The following is a 15,920-nucleotide window of genomic DNA, read 5'->3' as shown; positions in this document are numbered from 1 at the left end:
CCAGCCGTTCTAGTCGTGATGCGGCTCGAGAAGCGCGGCCTGGCCGACCGTGGGATGACGCTTCGTCAGCCACACCCGGGTGGTGTGGTGGGACCGCTCGATGAGCTGACCCGATTGCGAGAAGTCCGACGGCAGTACTTTGACCGGGCACAGCGGAGGCACGACGCGGATGTCCACCGACGATTCGAAGCGGTCGATGTCTGCGGCCAGCCGCTGGTTGATCGCGAGCGACATGGCGTGCAGCGCCATTGCGAGGGTTCCGCGCGGCGGTCGAGGGAGTGCGCACGCGAAACCCGTCGGCAGCACCCACACCGTGGTCGCACCGAGCGCAATCGCGTGCGAGAGGGGAGTGTTGTTGACGACCCCGCCGTCGACCAAGTCGTGACCGTCGATGCGTACCGGCGGCAGGACCGCTGGAATCGCGGCGCTGGCCGCGATCGCGTCGACCGCGTTTCCCGACGACAGCAGGATGTCTTCGCCTGAGAGCACCTCGGTCGCGACCACGTGCAGTGGAATCGGTGCCTGTTCGAGGCGGGTGAACTGCAGGTTCTCGACCAGCAGCCGGCGCAGCCCCGAATCCGGCACCAGGCTGCGGCGTTGTCCCACGAAGCCCAGGAAGCCATGGACCAGATTGGTCGGGAACACTTTCTCCCGGGTCAGCGATCGCCACAGGTCCGCGAGTTTCTCGATGCCGGCGACATCGGAGCGTGACGCGATCCAGCCGCCGTTGAGAGCGCCCACCGACGTGCCGACGATCATGTCGGGCCGCACGCCGGCTTCGGCCAGGCCGAGCAGCATCCCGACCTGGACAGATCCGAGACTGCCGCCACCGGACAGCACGAATGCCGTCGTCATGGTGCCGGGATCCTCGTCACCGCCGCATCATCGCACCGCCGTTCGCCGGGCAGCCGGGTATCGCCCAGGGGCGCCTGCGTTGACGGAGTTTTCTTAATCTTTGCCCGCTTTGTTATGTCATCGTGATGTTGCGGCGAAATCGACCGGAGAAGGTGATGGGGGTCACGCGAACCGCGTTATTTGAGACCACAACTATCACACCAGTATCACCAGAAACATCCGCTTTTTGTCCGGCGTGGCTCGCACTGTTTGCCAACGAACAGGTATCTAATGACTTCATGAGAGTGCTGCGGTAACGTAGAGCTACGGGTACAGCTATCAGAACGTCGCAGGAGTGATCACCGTGTACAACATTCCGCTCAGTCGGTCGCGGATGGGTCGAATCGCCTGGTCATGGTTCCGCCACCCCGTGAAGAGCCGTGAATTTCCGGCCAAGAACGAACGCCTGGTGACCCCCGACGAGCTACTTCGCCTCGGAGTCTAGGCTCTCCGCGCGGCACTGTGCCGCCGGCTCTGGCGGCCCGCCGTCAGCATTTGCTTCGCTCAATCTGTCAGTGTCTGACCAGTTATAACGAGTGGTACCGGCGTTGCCGGTCGAAAATGTCGGCAAAAACATCGGCGCCCGGCGCGCTGGTCGCGCGGCCGGGCGCCGTATGTCAAGCGGAGAGCTGTCAAGCGGTGAGCTGGCCCGAGTCCCGGATCGCCTCGGCGAGTGGCTCGAGCACAGCACTGTCGAGTGGTGGCGGCAGGTAGATGATCGCCAGATCCAGTCCTTCGGCGCCGAGTGCGGCAGCCTCGTCGACCACCTTCGCGTAGTCGCGGTCTTCGCCCAACCGCACGTGGGCCGACAGCGTGATCTCTTTCGGATCGCGACCGAGATCGGCGCAGTGGGCGGCCAACACGTCACGCTTGCGCGCGAACTCCTCCGGCGGGCCACCGACGAAGTTCCAGTGGTCGGCGTACTTCGCGGTGATCCGCAGGGTGCGCTTCTCGCCGCTGCCGCCGATGCAGATCGGCGGGTGCGGCTGCTGCGGACCCTTCGGCTCGTTGCGGGCATCCTTGAGCTGGTAGTAGGAGCCGTCGAAAGTCGTCGTCTCCTGGGTGAGCAGGCCCGTGAGCACCTCACAGGCTTCCTCGAACCGGTCGAAGCGCTCCTTGATGCTGCCCAGTTCGATGCCGTATGCGCCGGACTCCTCTTCGTTCCAGCCCGCGCCGATGCCGAGCTCGAGACGTCCGTTGGAAATGATGTCGAGCGCGGCGGCCATGTTGGCCAGCACCGCGGGGTGGCGGTAGTGGATACCGGTCACGAGCACGCCGACGCGCAACCGTTCGGTCGCCTGCGCCAGCGCTGTCAGCGTCGTCCAGCCCTCCAGGCACGGGCCGGTGGAGTCGGAGAAGATCGGATAGAAGTGATCGAAGGTCCAGCCGGACTCGTAGACGTCGATCGCATCGGCCGCACGCCAGACGGTCAGCATGTCGGCCCAGGTTGTGTTCTGCGGGGAAGTTTTGAAGGCGAATCGCACGCCCATGCCAACTTTGGCTCCGCACAGATTCATTCCCCCGGAAACCTGTGAATTCATTGCGCATCTCGCCGCGAAGTCGACGCCCCGCTGGGTAGTGTCTCGGGTGCGTTGAATGCGCCAACAACCAGGAGTGAAACCATGAGCGAGTATGCAGTCACCAACCCGGCGACCGCCGAGGTCGTCGCCACCTATCCGACTGCAACCGAAGCCGAGATCGAAGCTGCGATCGACGCGGCAGCCAAGACCGCACGCACCTGGTCGCGGACCAGCACGGTAGCTGAGCGGGCAGCTCTTCTCGCGAAAGTCGCCAAGCTGCACGAGGAACGTCGCGAACAACTGGCGACGGTCATCAACCGCGAGATGGGCAAGCCCATGGACCAATCCCTGGGCGAGGTCGACTTCTGCGCCGCGATCTACCAGTACTACGCCGACAACGCCGAGAAGTTCCTCGCCGACGAGGAGATCACGCTGCTCGACGGCGAAGGCAGCGCGGTGGTCAAGCGCGGGCCCGTCGGTGTGCTGCTCGGCATCATGCCGTGGAACTATCCGTACTACCAGGTGGCCCGGTTCGCCGGCCCGAACCTGGTGGTAGGCAACACTATTGTGCTCAAGCATGCGCCGCAGTGCCCCGAGTCGGCCGAGCTGCTCCAGCTGATCTTCCTGGAGGCCGGTTTCCCGCAGGGCGCCTACATCGACATCCGGGCGACCAATGAGCAGGTCGCCGAGATCATCGCCGACCCGCGGGTGGCGGCGGTGTCGCTGACCGGTTCCGAGCGGGCCGGTGCTGCGGTCGCCGAGATCGCCGGGCGCCACCTGAAGAAGTGCGTCCTGGAGCTCGGTGGCTCCGATCCGTTCGTGGTGCTCTCGACCGACGACCTCGACGCGACGGTCGAAGCAGCCGTGGCAGGCCGGATGGAGAACACCGGACAGGCCTGTAATGCCGCCAAGCGGTTCATCGTCGCCGAGGACATCTACGACGACTTCCTGACGAAGTTCACCGAGAAGATCCTCGCCGCCGCCGACGGTGTCGCTCCGCTGTCCTCGCTGCGTGCGGCAGAAACGTTGGAGCAGCAGGTGAAAGCCGCGGTCGCGGGCGGTGCGAAGTTGACGTCGGCCGGTGAGCGCAACGGCGCGTTCTTCCCGCCGGGTGTCCTCACCGGGGTCACCGAGGACAACCCCATCTACGGTCAGGAACTGTTCGGCCCGGTGGCCGTGGTGTACAAGGTCGGCTCGGAGGACGAAGCGGTGGCCGTCGCCAACGACACCCCGTTCGGCTTGGGCTCCTACGTCTTCACCACCGATGCCGAGCAGGCCAAGCGCGTCGCCGACCGGATCGATGCCGGCATGGTGTTCGTCAACGCCGTCGGCGCCGAGGGCGTTGAGCTGCCGTTCGGCGGGATCAAGCGGTCCGGCTACGGGCGCGAGCTCGGCAAGTACGGCATCGACGAGTTCGTCAACAAAAAGCTGATCCGTACCGTCTAGCGAACGGATCTGCCCGCGGGACCTGCTCAGTGCGGGCGATGGGCGACATGCGTGCGCGCATGGTCGATCGCGTCGTCGAGCGAATCGAGCAAGTGGTTCTCGTGTCGGAGCGACTCGAACACGCCGACGTTGGCGAGCAACTCGGCGTGTTCGGGCCGCACTCCCTTGATGATCACCGTGACGCCGCGGGCCTCCAGTTCGGAGGCGATCTCCGCGAGCGTGTGCGCACCCGTGGCGTCGAGCATGCCCAGTTGCGACATCCGGATGATCACGACGGATGTGTGCGGGTGCTCGCTGTCGACGATCGCCTGCGAAATGCGCTCGGCCGCACCGAAGAACATTGCCCCGTCGAGGCGCAGCAGCGCGATCTCGTCATCGCCGGGCAGGGCGGGGCCGGGCAGCTCCTCGCGAACCACGCTGCTGCGCCGTGCGATTGACCGCAACGCGAAGAACGCCGCCACCACGATCCCGATCTCGACGGCCTCGATCAGATCGAAACACACCGTCACGACGGCCGTCAGCACGAAGGTCAGGGCGTCGGATCGGGTGGAGCGCAGGATCTTTCGAACCGTGGCAGCCGAGATCATCCGGAACGATGTCACCATCAGCACCCCGGCCAGTGCGGCCAGTGGTATGGCCGACACCGGCCCGGTCGCGAGGTAGACCACGCCCAGCAGCACCAGCGAGTGCACGATCGCCGCGACCCGCGTACTGGCGCCGGACCGCACATTGACCGCCGTGCGGGCGATGGCACCGGTCGCGGGCATCCCGCCGAACACGCCGGAGGCCACCGAGGCCAGCCCCTGGCCCACCAATTCCCGGTCGGGGTCGTACGGCCCGGTCGGTGACATTGTTGCCGCGACCCGAGCCGAGAGCAGCGACTCGATGGCGGCCAGGGCGGCGATGGCCAGCGCGGCACCGAGCAGCGGCCGCATCGCCGCGAGGTCGGCGTGGGGCAGCACCGGCGCGGGCAGGCGTGACGGCAACTCGCCGATCGCCGCGACCGGGATGTGCAGCACGATCACCAGCACCGTGGCGACGATGACCGCGGTCAGCGATTCGGGGATGGCGCGGTGCAACCGGGGAAGCGTGACCATCAGGAGCGCCACGACGGCCACCACACCCAGGGTTTGCGCCGCTGCCGTCCAGTCGGCGTGGGTGACCACGGTGATTGCTGCGGGCAGCGTGCGTTCACCGGCAGGAGGATGCTGCGCGAATGCCGCGGGGACCTGCTGCAGGAAGATGATGGTGGCGATGCCGAGGGTGAATCCCTCGATCACCGGCCACGGGATGAACGTCACGGCGCGGCCGAGTCCGGTGACGCCGGCCGCCAGCACCAACAGCCCCGCTACCACCGTGACCAGGGCGATGCTGCCGAGTCCATGTTGAGCGACGATCGGTGCGAGGACCACCGCCATCGCTCCCGTCGGCCCGGAGACCTGCACGTGCGAGCCGCCGAACACCGCCGCGACCAGTCCGGCGACCACTGCCGTGATCAGGCCCGCCGCCGCGCCGACGCCGGAGCTGATCCCGAAGGCCAACGCCAGTGGCAGCGCGACGACGCCGACCGTCACTCCGGCGAGGATGTCGCGACGCCACGAGCGCGGCAGCTCGGCGTAATCGTCGCGATGGGGCAGCAGCCGGCTGAAGCGATGAGGCACGATACGACCTGATGATTTGATGGATTGAAGAAAATCGCAATTGAGAATAGTCGGATGCCCCGACGCGGTGCAAACGGGCACACTGGAGCCCATGGATCCGGTGACCGCACTACGCCAGATCGCGTACTACAAAGACCGGGCCCGTGAAGACCCGCGCCGGGTGATGGCCTATCGCAGGGCGGCCGATGTCGTCGAGGCGCTGAGCGACGAGCAGCGGCGACGCCTCGGCGCGGCCAACGGTTGGCAGTCGCTGCCGGGTGTCGGACCGAAGACGGCGACCGTGATCGCCCAGGCGTGGGCGGGTCGCGAACCCGATGTGCTCGTCGAATTGCGTTCGACAGCAGCCGATCTCGGTGGTGGCGAGATCCGTGCCGCATTGCGCGGCGATCTGCACGTGCATTCCAATTGGTCGGATGGCTCCGCGCCCATCGAGGAGATGATGCTCGCCGCAAAGAAATTGGGCCATGAATACTGCGCGCTGACCGATCACTCGCCGCGGCTGAAGGTCGCCAACGGTCTCTCGCCCGATCGCCTCCGACATCAGCTCGATGTCATCGACGAGCTCCGCGACACCGTCGCCCCCATGCGGATCCTCACCGGCATCGAGGTCGACATTCTCGAAGACGGCGCGCTGGATCAGGAACCCGAACTGCTGGAGCGGCTCGACGTGGTGGTGGCCAGCGTGCACTCGAAGTTATCCATGGACGCCGCGGCGATGACCCGCCGGATGCTCAAGGCCGTCTCGAATCCGCACACCGACGTGCTCGGACACTGCACGGGACGGTTGGTCACCGGCGGCCGCGGCACCAGGCCCGAGTCGAAGTTCGACGCCGAGAAAGTGTTCACCGCGTGCCGCGACCACGGCACGGCTGTCGAGATCAACTCCCGGCCCGAGCGCCGCGACCCGCCGACCCGGCTGCTCAAGCAGGCCCTGGAGATCGGGTGCCTGTTCAGTATCGACACCGATTCACATGCGCCCGGCCAGCTCGAATTTCTCGGCTACGGCGCCCAGCGGGCCCTCGACGCCGAAGTCCCGATGGAGCGCATCGTCAACACGTGGGCTGCCGATGACCTGCTGGAGTGGACCTCACGACGCTGAGTTGAACGGATTATGTTCGGCGAGCAGCTTTTCCAGCCGGGCCTCGTCGAGCCGCACCCGGATGGTCGCCGCCTCCTGCTGATCGCGGACCACCTTCGCCAGCGTGAAGGCACTGGTGACGAGAAAGAGCACCGACATCGCCAGGAACAGGCGCTGCCAGGTGTCCAGCGGCAGAAAATAGATACCGCCCAGCACACCAAGGAAACTCACGCCGAAGGCAATTGCGGCCTGGATGAAGAAGGCTGCGGTGATCTTCGACAAGTCGTTGATTGCGTTCATGATTCGCAGCCTGCCGCAGCATGCGGGTGCGCGGATCCGTGAGACTACTCAGGTTTCGTACCCTCACGGGCGTGGAGCTGGGTAGCGTTGCCGCGCAGTTCTTTCAATCGGGCAGCATAGGCATCTCCCACCCGGGATCGCGGCCGACCAGCACGCCGCGGGTGAGCAGCGCGGTACCGAAGCGCTCCCGGATCTGGTCGACGGCCGAATCGACAGCACCCAGATCCGGAGCGCTGTCGAACGGCAGTTCCAACTGCTGGCTGCCGTCGCGGTCGATGTTGGACACCGCGAACCCGATCAGGGTCAGGCCCCGTTGCGTGATCAGCGGTGCTGCGCCGTCGACCAGTGCGCGCGCCGCACCGAGGACTTCCTCGGTGGACGCCGTCGCCCGCGGCAAGGTGTGCGAGCGGGTGGCGCGACCGAAGTCGTCGAACCGCAGCCGCAGCACCACCGTGCGGCCCGTCCGTCCGGAGGCGCGCATCCGCCGGGTGATGCGATCGACGAGATTGATCACCACGGCGTCGACCTCGGCTGCTGACATGGTGTTGCCGCGCCGACCCAACGCGCGCTGGGCCCCGACCGAATGCCGGTGCACCCCGGTGGTGACCCGGCGCCGATCGATGTTGCGCGACAACGCGAACAGCTGGCGGCCCATGGCGCCGCCGACCATTGCGCAGAGCGCCGACTCGGGCAGCTCGGCGACGTCGGCCACCGTCACGATGCCGTGTGCGTGCAGCTTCTCGGCGGTCTTGGCCCCGACTCCCCACAGCCGCCGCACCGGCAGTGGGTGAAGGAACGCCAGTTCGCGGTCCGGAGGGACCAACAGCAGCCCGTCGGGCTTGCCTTCCTGGCTGGCCACCTTGGCCAGGAACTTGGTGCGGGCGATGCCGACGGTGATCGGCAGGCCGACCCGGTCGCGCACCTGTTGCCTGAGGCGCCCGGCGATCTGCACCGGCGTGCCCGACACCCGGCCCAGGCCGGATACGTCGAGAAACGCCTCGTCGACTGACAGCGGTTCGACGATGGGCGTGGTGTCTCGGAAGACTTCGAAGACATCCCTGCTGGCCTGTGTGTATGCCGCCATGCGCGGTGGCACGACGATGGCCCGCGGGCACAGGGCACGGGCTTGATGCCCGCCCATCGCCGTCCGCACGCCGAAGGCCTTGGCCTCGTAGCTGGCCGCCAACACGACCCCGCCGCCGACGATCACGGGCTTGCCGCGCAGCGCGGGGTCGTCGCGTTGCTCAACCGACGCGTAGAAAGAGTCGAGGTCGGCGTGCAGGATAGCCGCCTGCGGAGCAGGCGAAATGGCAGAAGCCTGCGCACTAGAAGTGTGACCGTCGGACACGAACATATGTTCGCATGCACGGGCGACAAGCTCTAGGCGGCTGTCCCGTAGATGCTGGTCAGCCAGATGTGGGCCAACGTGTCGACCACCCGGTCGTCGGCGATGCCCGGCGTCTCGCCGGCCAGTGCCGCCATCATGGTGCGCTCGTTCATCAGGTTCAGCGAGGTGGCGAGGTCCATCGCCGGAATGGTGTCCGGGGCGGCGCCCCGCTGACGTTCGGCGCCGATCAGCGCGGCGGTCAGGTTGATCCACTTCTGCATCAACCCCGCCCAGAACTCGCGGAACTCGGGGATGGTGCCGACCGCCTCGACCCCGGCCTTCGCGGTGGCGGAATGGGACCCAAACGAACTGAAGAAGATCTCGATGCCACGGCGGATGGCCCGCTTCGGATCGGCGGGCATGTCCTCCAACGCGCCGTCGAAGCCGGTGTCGGCGCGCTTGATCAGCGGATCGAGCAGCGACAGGAGGACGGCTTCCTTGGATGAGAAATAGAAGTAGAAGGTGGGTCGCGAAATGCCTGCGCCTTTGGCCAGATCGTCGACCGAGACATCGGCGAACTTCTTGGTCTCCAGCAGGCGCGACGCCGTCGCCAGGATCGCCGCTTCGCGGTCGTCACCCGACGGTCTCGTCGCGCGGCGGCCCCGAGGTGCGCGGGTCTGGGCAGTGGTCACGATCAGGAGTTTAACAGTGCGTCGAGATTTTCGACAGACTGTTGACTGGCTCGACACGGTGTTGATACCGTCGGTCCCATGAACGAACACTTCGACGTCGTGATCGTCGGCGCCGGAATCTCCGGCATCAGCACGGCCTGGCACCTGCAGGACCGTTGCCCAGGCAAGAGCTACGTGATCCTGGAACGCCGCGAGAACATCGGCGGCACCTGGGACCTGTTCAAGTACCCGGGCATCCGTTCCGACTCCGACATGTTCACCCTCGGTTTCCGGTTCAAGCCGTGGGAGTCGGCGAAGTCGATCGCCGACGGTCAGTCGATCTGGAACTACATCAACGAGGCCGCCGTCGAGAACGGCATCGACAAGCACATCCGCACCGGTCACCGCGTGCTCTCGGTGGACTGGTCGGACGCGGAGAACCACTGGACGGTCAACGTCGAGACGGGTGGCGAGACCAAGCAGATCACCGCATCCTTCCTGTCGGTGTGCAGTGGCTACTACAACTACGACGAGGGCTACTCGCCGGAGTTCCCCGGCGCCGCCGACTTCAAGGGTCAGATCATCCATCCGCAGCACTGGCCGGAGGATCTCGACTACGCCGGCAAGAACGTGGTCGTGATCGGTTCCGGCGCCACAGCTGTCACACTGATCCCGTCGTTGGTCGACGGCGGTGTCGGCCACGTGACCATGCTGCAGCGCTCGCCCACCTACATCGGCGCGCTGCCGCTCGTCGATCCCGTGGCCGCGAAGACCAACAAGTACCTGCCGAAGAACCTGGCGCACTTCGTCAACCGCTGGAAGCAGATCGGTTACAGCACCGGTCAGTATCAGCTCGCCCGCAAGTTCCCGGCCGTGTTCAAGAAGGCGCTGCGCCAGATGGCCGAGCGCCGGTTGCCCGAGGGCTTCGACTACGACAAGCACTTCAGCCCGCGTTACAACCCGTGGGACGAGCGAGTCTGCTTGGCCCCCAACGGCGATCTGTTCAAGGCCATCCGCTCGGGCAAGGCGGGCGTCGTCACCGACACCATCGAGACCTTCACCGAGAACGGCATCAAGCTCACGTCGGGTGAGGAGCTGCAGGCTGACATCATCGTCACCGCAACGGGTTTGAACATGCAGCTGTTCGGTGGCGCGACCGCCAACCGCAACGGCGAGCCGATCGACCTGCCCTCGTGCATGACCTACAAGGGCCTCATGCTGTCGGGCGTCCCGAACATGGCGATCACCTTCGGGTACACCAACGCGTCGTGGACCCTCAAGGCGGATCTGGTGTCGGAGTTCATCTGCCGTCTGCTGAACTACATGGACGCCAACGGTTTTGACCGCGTCGAGGCGCAGCACCCCGGCGACAGCGTCGACGAGCTGCCGTTCATGGACTTCACGCCCGGGTACTTCCGGCGTGCCATGGACAGCCTGCCCAAGTCGGGATCGCAGGCGCCGTGGAAGCTCAAGCAGAACTACTTCTTCGACATGAGGACCATCCGGTACGGCAAGGTCGACGAGCAGTCGCTGCACTTCACCAAGCACCGCGTGGCAGTGCCGGCCTAGTTTCTTTTCCGCCGAGCAGACGTGAAATCCCCCTAAACCACGCGGTTTAGGGGGATTTCGCGTCTGCTCGCGGTTAGGGGGTGACCACCACGATGCCGTCGTCGTCGCAGTAGGCGATGTCGCCCGGCACGAAGGTCACACCGCCGAAGCTCACCTCGACGTCCTGTTCGCCCTCACCGGTCTTGGTGCCCTTGCGGGGGTTGGTGCCAAGGGCCTTGATCCCGACGTCGATGGTCCGCAGCGTGGCCGCGTCGCGCACCGCGCCGTGCACGATCACCCCGGACCAGCCGTTGTCGTGGGCCAGCCCCGCGATGATGTCGCCGACCAGCGCGGTGTGCAGGGAGCCCGCGCCGTCGATCACCAGCACCCCGCCGTCGCCCGGCGTGGACAGGATCGACTTGAGCAGGGCGTTGTCCTGGAAGCAGCGCACCGTGGTGATGCGGCCGGCGAACATCGTTCTGGCCCCGTAGTTCTGCAACTGCAGATCGCAGCTGCGGACATCGGGGTAGATCTCGTCGACCAGATCGGCGGTGGCGCGGGGTTCGATACTCACTCCGCGATTATTTCAGGACCGCCCTCGTGCACACTTGCCACGATGATGTCGTGCACGAACTGGGCCAGACCAGGCTCGACGTCGTCGTAGTACCGGGTGAACCGGTCGTCGGCCAGGTACATCTCGGCCAGACACACGTGCATCTCGTCCCCGACGTCGTAGAACCGCGCGATCGAGGCCCGGTGCCGTGCCGCCAGAGCATCGGCGTCCGACGAGCCGGGAACGACGCCGGCGCGCTTGCCTGCGGCGAGGTCGGCCAGCAGCGCGTCACCCTCGGATTTGATCTCGATCCAGTCCTGCTTGGTCAGCTCGGCGGTGCGTCGCTGCGACTGCTTCCACGCGTCGGTGTCGCCCCAGCGTTCTTCGGCCTCGATGGCGTACTCGTCCCCGAACTTCGTGGTACGGAAGATCTCCACCTGCTCCTCGGCGGTCAATTTGATACCGCTGCGATGCGCGCTCATGAGTTCCTCCACTGCTTTGATCGTGTGCTCCAGTTGTTCGGCCTGCTCGCACAGCAACGCATGTTGGCGTCGCAGGTGGGCGAGCACATCGGCCTCGGCATCGTCGAGCAGCACCCGGATGTCGTCGAGGGCCAAGCTGGCCGCGCGGTACACCAGCACCATGTGCAGCCGCTCGATGTCGGCATCGAGATAGCCGCGGTAACCGGCTGCGGTCCGCACGCTCGGCACCACCAGACCGATGCGGTCGTAGTGGTGCAGCGTCCGTACCGACACCCCGGTGAGGGTGGCTACGGCGCCGACGGTCCTGGCGTCGGTATTGGCGTCCACGAACCTAACTATCGACCCTGACGTCGGGAGAGGGTCAAGGGAAAAAACTCACTCGGAGCCGGAGCGGCGCCTGGTGAGCAACACGATCAGTACCGCCAGCACACCGACCGCCACGGCGACCACGAAGGGCATCCGCGACGTGCGGGGCGTGACGGGCAAGGTGGGGTTGGCCGCCGCGGCCACCGTCGACTTCGCTTGCGCTGCAGTCTCTTTGGCTGCCGACGCGAGATCGGCGGACGGCGTGGGTGGAGGCGGGGCGGCTTTCTTGGCCGGCGCCTTCTTGGCGGGGGCCTTCTTCGCGGGAGCTTTTTTGGCAGGCGCTTTTTTGGCCGGTGCGTTCGCGGCGGCCTTGGCGGGGGCTTTCTTCGCGGGCGCCTTCTTGGCGGGAGCCTTCTTCGCAGGCGGTGTCACAGCACCAGGATCGGCGGCCGCATCGGATGGGCCTGCCGCGGGAGGTCCGGAACCGGCGTCCGGCTTGTCCTCGGACGGATCCTGCTGCTCTGCCATCGGGCTGCTCCTTTGCGGTGTCTGGTGCTCCGCGCCGACGCGGGTGCGGGGTGGCCGGCAGTCGCCCCCATCATGCCAGGCGGCCGAGCGGTCAACCCGCGACGGCCAACGCCGCGGCAAACGTGATGGTGACGGTCATGACGGCCAGCTCGATCAGCGAGCGGGTGCGGGACAGGGTCGCGCTGGCCCGATGCGAGCGTGCCGCAGGCAGCCAGCCCGCCCGGTTCCGCCAGGCCACGACCAGCAGACCCGCGGTCAGCACGACCTTGGCCGACAGCAGCCTTCCGTACCCGGTCGCCCACAGTTCCGCGGGGGTGTTCAGCCGGATGGCAGCGCCGAGGACGCCGAAGATCAACAGCGCCACGACGCAGCTCAGCGACAGCTGGGAGTACCGCGGCAGCACCCGGGCCCACTGTCCCCGGTGCGTGACCGTGAGCACGAGGGCGGCCAGCGTGCCGCACCACAGGGCGGCGGCCAGCGCGTGGACGGCCACCGCGAGCCCGCCGACCGGGCTCTCGGCGAGATGCCCCGACAGGGTTCGCGCCACCAGACCTGCTGCGGCGATCCCGGTTGTCGCAGCCACCGCCGCCGTGGTCCTCGGCACAGCGAGCGTGACGATGCCAAGGGCCAAGGCTGCGACCACCCCGGCGAGGCTGGAGCGGCCTGCCGTCGTCGCCAACGCGAACTCGGCGGTGGTCTGCACGCCGAGGTGCAACACGCCCACATCGGCCGCGCGGGCAGTCTCGGCGATCAGCCGCACGATTTCGGCGAGCAGCCACACCGCACTGGTCCACACCAACGGTGTGGTCGCCGACCGGATCAGTTCGGCGCGGTAGCGTGCCACGTCGAGCATCGGCACCACGGCCAATCCCACCGCGACCACCGCCGCACCGTCGGCCGCGGCGCGTGCCGCCGCACCGCCCAACGGGCTCTGCGGATACCCCAGCGCCCAGGCGGCGGCCGCCGACACCGCGACGATGAACGCGGCGCCGGCCACCACCCTGCGCGTCACGCCCGCCGGCGCAGCACCCACCAAGCTCCGCCACCGACGATGACCGCGGCCACCACCACGAACGGCCACACCGGCAGGCTGCCGTCGGAGCCACTCGCCGAGCCGACCGGCGGACCCGGGGTTCCCGAGCCCGCGACGGTCAGGTCGAACGACCACGATCCGGACACCACGTGCCCGTCGGCTGAGGTGACCCGGTAGTTCACCGTGTAGGTACCGGTCGGGCCGAGCGGCCGCAGGTCGATGCCGATGACCGCGCCCTGCACCTGAGCATTGCCGGTCGACCACGAGTTGCCGTCGGGCCCGACGACCGTCATGTCGGCGAATGTCTGCTGCAGGGCCTCGTTGAACGTCGCACTGACCCGCTGCGGTGACGCGGTGAGCGCGGCGTGATCGGCAGGATCGGTGGCGATCCTGGTGGCGTGCGCCGACGCGGTACCCGCGGCAGCCAATGACAATGCCGCCAAAGCGAATCCGGCCACGACGGCCGCGAGCACCCGCCTCATGACCGGCGCCGCGCCGCCAGAGCTGCCACCACCGCGACGGCCGCAACCGCCAGTGCTCCGCCGGCCAGCCAGCGCGCCGTGTTGTCGGCGGTGGCCGCAGCGGGTGCCGCGCTTGCCGGGGGCTGCGCTGTGGCCGTCACGCTCGGGGCGGCGCCGTGGTCGTCGTCGTGGTCGTCGCCGGCGGGGGCGCCCGACAGCTTCAGTTCCGGTGCGGGGTACTCGGGCTCACCGCCACCGGGCAGCGGGGCCTGATCCCAATGCACCACCTTGCCATCCGAATACGTCTGCGTGGCAGGGAAACTCACCGTCGGGGTGGTGGGAAGCTTGACCGAGATCCGGAACAGCGCGAACTGATCGGGCGAGATACCGACGCCCGGCGCCGCGGTCCAGGTGACTGAACGGACGGTGCCTGCCGCCGTGTCCCGGTCGAGCTTGGCCGTCCAGCCCGGCATCACCTCGGCGCGGGCTGAGGCTACGTTGGGCAGTGCGACACTCAATTGTGTTGTCAGAGCGCCGGTATCGGATTCTCCGGGAACCTGGAACGTCACCAGCGATGTGCTGCCAGGGGTGGGGTTGTCGGCATCGGCGTGCACGTGGGCAGACGCCGGGGCTGCGGTGAGCAGCCCGGTCGCAAGGGTCGCCGCAGCAGCGGCGGGCAGGGCGCGCCAACGCGCCCCGTGAGGGGATTTCATTGTGAATCAGTGTCTTTCGTGGATGTCGGGGGATAGGAGGATCAGTGAATGACACTGACCGGCGGACCCCGATGGGACACCGATGTGGCCAACAGCCGGGCGGATTGCATCGGCTGGTCGGCGCTGCGGGTGACGCTGTGGGTGGTCCCCGCCGGGATCGGAGGCACGCGACGCGCCACCGACAGTAGGACCCGGGACAGCGCGGCGCACAACCGGGTTCCGCCTGCGATGAGGAGGGCTCCCACGGTGACGGCCACGAGGTGCGCGACAAGCATCACCGCCCCGGGCTGCAACGGATGCGACCCGTGGGTGTGACCGTCGATGGCCAGCAGTGCGTGCCCGAGCATCTGGCCCGCGCCGAGCAGACCGACGAGCACCCAGGTGCGGTTCGCGGCCCGCATGGTCGACGCCACCGCGCCGAGCGTGACCGCCAGTAGTGCCAGTTGCGCGATGACGGCGCCGGCGGGCCATCCGCCACCCGCGGCTCCGTGCGAGGCCACCGCCAACACGGCGGTGAGGATCCCGACGGACGTACCGCGCAGCCGGGCCGCGGGATCGGTACGGGCGTCGGTCATCGCACGGGTCAGACCAGACCGAGCCGGGCCAGCAGGTCGGCGTCGATGCCGTCGAGCTGCGCCGCGATGGCCGCGTGCGCGCCCCGGCGGCGTGCGGTCGGCATGTGCTCGGCGGCGGCCACCGCGGCACTGAGATCGCTGAGCCGATCGGTGATGGCCGCGACGAACTGCTTGGTCTCGGCGTCCTTCGGAGCCTTGTCGGCGACCTGCCGTAGGGACTGTTCGGCCCCGGCAATGCGGGCCGACAACTGGGCGCCGTGGCCGGAGAACTGGCCGAGCTGGCTCAGCGGCACGCCGAGCTGATCGGCCCGGCGTTCGTCGATGGCGCCGCGGGCTGCCATCGCGCCGCGGTACACCAGCGGCACCAGGACGGGTGCCAGCAAACGCGTGACCGTCAGCAGCCGACGAATTCGAGTGGGTGAGAGAAGCTTGCCCTCGCGGGCGGCCTGCAGCTGGGCCTCGGCCACCTTGAGGGCGTTGCGGTCACTGTCGCGCTGAGCCTTGAGCTGGGCTTTGAGTGCCTTGCTCTCGGCCTTGCGGTCCCCTTTGATGCGCCGGGCCTCGTTCTTTGCGGTGAGCCGAGCTTCCAGCTTGGCCTTGGCCTTGATCGCGCGAGCTTCGGCGCGGCGGGTTGCTCTGCTTTTGCGTGGCGTGAACAGGCCCATTCCGGCTGCCTCCGGGTCTTCTCGTCGAGTATTAGCGGTCACCGCTGCACTGCTGCTGACCCACAGTATCGTCCAGCGGATTTGCTCCGCCGTCACGCCCCGGGAACCGGTGGGGGAATCATCACAGCTAGCAAACCGGCTAGCCCTGCTGTGCGACAA

At 67.4% G+C, this 15,920-nt stretch carries 17 protein-coding genes; 3 read left to right on the top strand and 14 right to left on the bottom strand.

Translation table 11 applies throughout. The features are described from left to right. Positions 1-9 precede the first annotated feature (9 nt). Both RMCB_RS25280 and RMCB_RS25270 read right to left on the bottom strand, forming a co-directional pair. Positions 10-855, bottom strand: coding sequence for a patatin-like phospholipase family protein (locus tag RMCB_RS25280; protein WP_062830938.1), 846 nt, complete (start codon positions 853-855; stop codon positions 10-12). 671 nt (positions 856-1,526) lie between these two features. Continuing rightward, positions 1,527-2,378, bottom strand: coding sequence for an LLM class F420-dependent oxidoreductase (locus tag RMCB_RS25270; protein ID WP_062831007.1), 852 nt, complete (start codon positions 2,376-2,378; stop codon positions 1,527-1,529). Between the two features lie 138 nt (positions 2,379-2,516). Between RMCB_RS25270 and RMCB_RS25265 the strand changes: the two genes are divergently transcribed. After that, positions 2,517-3,860 (top strand): NAD-dependent succinate-semialdehyde dehydrogenase, encoded by a 1,344-nt coding sequence (locus RMCB_RS25265; protein WP_062830937.1) that lies wholly within the window; start codon positions 2,517-2,519, stop codon positions 3,858-3,860. Positions 3,861-3,886: 26 nt separating this feature from the next. On the opposite strand, the gene RMCB_RS25260 is transcribed toward RMCB_RS25265, so the two are convergent. After that, positions 3,887-5,521 carry a SulP family inorganic anion transporter gene (locus RMCB_RS25260; RefSeq protein WP_062830936.1) on the bottom strand — a complete coding sequence of 545 codons (1,635 nt, stop codon included), beginning with the start codon at positions 5,519-5,521 and terminating at the stop codon, positions 3,887-3,889. 91 nt (positions 5,522-5,612) lie between these two features. Between RMCB_RS25260 and RMCB_RS25255 the strand changes: the two genes are divergently transcribed. Then, the gene (locus tag RMCB_RS25255) at positions 5,613-6,620 is read left to right on the top strand and encodes a PHP domain-containing protein (protein ID WP_062830935.1); all 1,008 of its coding nucleotides are present in this window, start codon (positions 5,613-5,615) and stop codon (positions 6,618-6,620) included. Here RMCB_RS25255 and RMCB_RS25250 read toward each other — a convergent pair. From RMCB_RS25250 to RMCB_RS25240, 3 genes are all read right to left on the bottom strand, one after another. Then, positions 6,609-6,899: a YiaA/YiaB family inner membrane protein gene (locus RMCB_RS25250; RefSeq protein ID WP_029371839.1), complete on the bottom strand. Its 291-nt coding sequence runs from the start codon at positions 6,897-6,899 to the stop codon at positions 6,609-6,611. The two genes, RMCB_RS25255 and RMCB_RS25250, sit on opposite strands and share 12 nt — an antisense overlap. 103 nt (positions 6,900-7,002) lie before the next feature. Beyond that, positions 7,003-8,253 carry a DNA polymerase IV gene (gene dinB / locus RMCB_RS25245; protein ID WP_062830934.1) on the bottom strand — a complete coding sequence of 417 codons (1,251 nt, stop codon included), beginning with the start codon at positions 8,251-8,253 and terminating at the stop codon, positions 7,003-7,005. A gap of 26 nt (positions 8,254-8,279) precedes the next feature. After that, positions 8,280-8,921, bottom strand: coding sequence for a TetR/AcrR family transcriptional regulator (locus RMCB_RS25240; protein WP_029371843.1), 642 nt, complete (start codon positions 8,919-8,921; stop codon positions 8,280-8,282). 75 nt (positions 8,922-8,996) lie between these two features. Between RMCB_RS25240 and RMCB_RS25235 the strand changes: the two genes are divergently transcribed. Further along, positions 8,997-10,466, top strand: coding sequence for a flavin-containing monooxygenase (locus RMCB_RS25235; protein WP_062830933.1), 1,470 nt, complete (start codon positions 8,997-8,999; stop codon positions 10,464-10,466). 73 nt (positions 10,467-10,539) lie between these two features. On the opposite strand, the gene rraA is transcribed toward RMCB_RS25235, so the two are convergent. From rraA to RMCB_RS25195, 8 genes are all read right to left on the bottom strand, one after another. Then, positions 10,540-11,019: a ribonuclease E activity regulator RraA gene (gene rraA / locus RMCB_RS25230; RefSeq protein ID WP_062830932.1), complete on the bottom strand. Its 480-nt coding sequence runs from the start codon at positions 11,017-11,019 to the stop codon at positions 10,540-10,542. Next, complete coding sequence (locus RMCB_RS25225) at positions 11,016-11,807, bottom strand: MerR family transcriptional regulator (protein WP_062830931.1); 792 nt, start codon at positions 11,805-11,807, stop codon at positions 11,016-11,018. The genes rraA and RMCB_RS25225 overlap by 4 nt, the downstream gene beginning before the upstream one ends. Positions 11,808-11,855: 48 nt before the next feature. Next, entirely contained in the window at positions 11,856-12,314 is a 459-nt protein-coding gene (locus RMCB_RS25220; protein WP_062830930.1) for a hypothetical protein, read from the bottom strand. A 91-nt stretch (positions 12,315-12,405) separates the two neighbouring features. Then, on the bottom strand, positions 12,406-13,347 hold the full coding sequence (locus tag RMCB_RS25215; RefSeq protein WP_062830929.1) for a CopD family protein: 942 nt from the start codon (positions 13,345-13,347) through the stop codon (positions 12,406-12,408). Beyond that, a complete protein-coding gene (locus RMCB_RS25210; RefSeq protein ID WP_062830928.1) occupies positions 13,323-13,829 on the bottom strand; it encodes a copper resistance CopC family protein in 507 nt (168 codons plus the stop codon). The genes RMCB_RS25215 and RMCB_RS25210 overlap by 25 nt, the downstream gene beginning before the upstream one ends. Then, the gene (locus RMCB_RS25205) at positions 13,826-14,521 is read right to left on the bottom strand and encodes a YcnI family protein (protein WP_029371856.1); all 696 of its coding nucleotides are present in this window, start codon (positions 14,519-14,521) and stop codon (positions 13,826-13,828) included. The genes RMCB_RS25210 and RMCB_RS25205 overlap by 4 nt, the downstream gene beginning before the upstream one ends. Before the next feature lie 41 nt (positions 14,522-14,562). Continuing rightward, complete coding sequence (locus tag RMCB_RS25200; RefSeq protein WP_062830927.1) at positions 14,563-15,096, bottom strand: hypothetical protein; 534 nt, start codon at positions 15,094-15,096, stop codon at positions 14,563-14,565. An 8-nt stretch (positions 15,097-15,104) separates the two neighbouring features. Then, positions 15,105-15,761, bottom strand: coding sequence for a DUF6474 family protein (locus RMCB_RS25195; RefSeq protein WP_029371859.1), 657 nt, complete (start codon positions 15,759-15,761; stop codon positions 15,105-15,107). Between the last annotated feature and the right edge of the window lie 159 nt (positions 15,762-15,920).

The organism is Mycolicibacterium brisbanense (assembly GCF_001570425.1).
In the GTDB taxonomy this organism is placed as follows: Bacteria; Actinomycetota; Actinomycetes; order Mycobacteriales; family Mycobacteriaceae; genus Mycobacterium; species Mycobacterium brisbanense.
This window is presented reverse-complemented; position numbering and strand designations above follow the sequence as displayed.

What these genes read in the sequence shown, in the direction of transcription:
- RMCB_RS25280 (WP_062830938.1), bottom strand. Translation starts at nt 855, where the DNA reads ATGACGACGGCATTCGTGCTGTCCGGTGGCGGCAGTCTCGGATCTGTC.
- RMCB_RS25265 (WP_062830937.1), top strand. Translation starts at nt 2,517, where the DNA reads ATGAGCGAGTATGCAGTCACCAACCCGGCGACCGCCGAGGTCGTCGCC.
- RMCB_RS25255 (WP_062830935.1), top strand. Translation starts at nt 5,613, where the DNA reads ATGGATCCGGTGACCGCACTACGCCAGATCGCGTACTACAAAGACCGG.
- RMCB_RS25250 (WP_029371839.1), bottom strand. Translation starts at nt 6,899, where the DNA reads ATGAACGCAATCAACGACTTGTCGAAGATCACCGCAGCCTTCTTCATC.
- dinB (WP_062830934.1), bottom strand. Translation starts at nt 8,253, where the DNA reads ATGTTCGTGTCCGACGGTCACACTTCTAGTGCGCAGGCTTCTGCCATT.
- RMCB_RS25235 (WP_062830933.1), top strand. Translation starts at nt 8,997, where the DNA reads ATGAACGAACACTTCGACGTCGTGATCGTCGGCGCCGGAATCTCCGGC.
- RMCB_RS25220 (WP_062830930.1), bottom strand. Translation starts at nt 12,314, where the DNA reads ATGGCAGAGCAGCAGGATCCGTCCGAGGACAAGCCGGACGCCGGTTCC.
- RMCB_RS25210 (WP_062830928.1), bottom strand. Translation starts at nt 13,829, where the DNA reads ATGAGGCGGGTGCTCGCGGCCGTCGTGGCCGGATTCGCTTTGGCGGCA.
- RMCB_RS25205 (WP_029371856.1), bottom strand. Translation starts at nt 14,521, where the DNA reads ATGAAATCCCCTCACGGGGCGCGTTGGCGCGCCCTGCCCGCCGCTGCT.
- RMCB_RS25200 (WP_062830927.1), bottom strand. Translation starts at nt 15,096, where the DNA reads ATGACCGACGCCCGTACCGATCCCGCGGCCCGGCTGCGCGGTACGTCC.
- RMCB_RS25195 (WP_029371859.1), bottom strand. Translation starts at nt 15,761, where the DNA reads ATGGGCCTGTTCACGCCACGCAAAAGCAGAGCAACCCGCCGCGCCGAA.